General features: G+C 45.0%; 1 protein-coding gene. It reads left to right on the top strand.

Annotation, left to right across the window (positions count from 1 at the left end; all coding sequences use genetic code 11):
• A partial coding sequence (locus DVK06_RS18770; protein WP_158600107.1) for a DUF6293 family protein occupies positions 1 to 315 on the top strand: 315 nt, incomplete at its 5' end.
• Positions 316 to 948 lie beyond the last annotated feature (633 nt).

The raw sequence follows: 948 nt of genomic DNA, 5'->3' as shown, positions 1-948 counted from the left end.
CCGGGTTTACAGCTCATTCAGGTTCTGGCATTTATTCAAGAAGAGCAGCCAGACGATGAGCCGTACGGTGTTTTATTAAAACAGATTGGTCGATTTCTTTTGGAGGAAGATCTACCAGCCGTACAGGGTAGCGACAAGTCACCTGATGATGCCGAAGACATCTATCCTATGGTTAATGAGGAGATCGTTGAGCCACTCTCGAAGCGGAATCTCATTCACAGAACGCGTCTTGATGGAGGAATACACGTACGGACGAGCAAAGAGGGTGATGAAATGTTGAGCTTAGCTGAGAGCCTTCTACGGCAGCATGATTAGCTCTCAGATCCCTTGTTTGTCTTTATTACGACGCCGTCGCTACGACCACGAAGTGTTGGCCCCCGAGAGTTACCATCTGTAGGTTGGGCCACTCTTTCAGGTGTTAGCGACGTACTCGAAGATTGAGACTGTCCTTTCACTCAAGAACACTCTATGATGGTATATCAACTTCAACCGATGATAGTTTGATAAGAATTTGCTCGTGATTATTGCGCTAATTCTTCCCACTCGGTAGCACGACAAACCCGCAACGGGCGTTTTTCGGTCTCGTTCACACGACGTCCGACATCAATTCCTTATGTAACATATAGATAACACCGGGAAGCAAGAGTTACATAAGGAATTACGACGGTGTTGAGCAGCTACTATAGCCACCCGATTTCCGCGGGTGATCAACTTGTCTTGCTCTTTATCAATACTGGAACACTCGTCACAGTCGACATCGACCGTAGCGGCTCTGTTGAAATCCGCAGATATTGATAGTTTTGAGAGGCTATGCTGAATACACAGTACATGTGTTACAGTGCGGTACTCTTTTTAAGTAAATTACAAATATAAAGAGAAGCAGAATACAGAAATAGGGGATGTCGAGGTGCCAAAATACTGCTATGTCAGAGAAATTTTATTCAGATA

Origin of the sequence: Halorubrum sp. Atlit-28R (assembly GCF_003665955.1) — an archaeon.
GTDB lineage: Archaea > Halobacteriota > Halobacteria > Halobacteriales > Haloferacaceae > Halorubrum > Halorubrum tropicale.
Note: the sequence above shows the minus strand (reverse complement) of the source record. Positions and strands in the feature narration are given on the sequence as shown.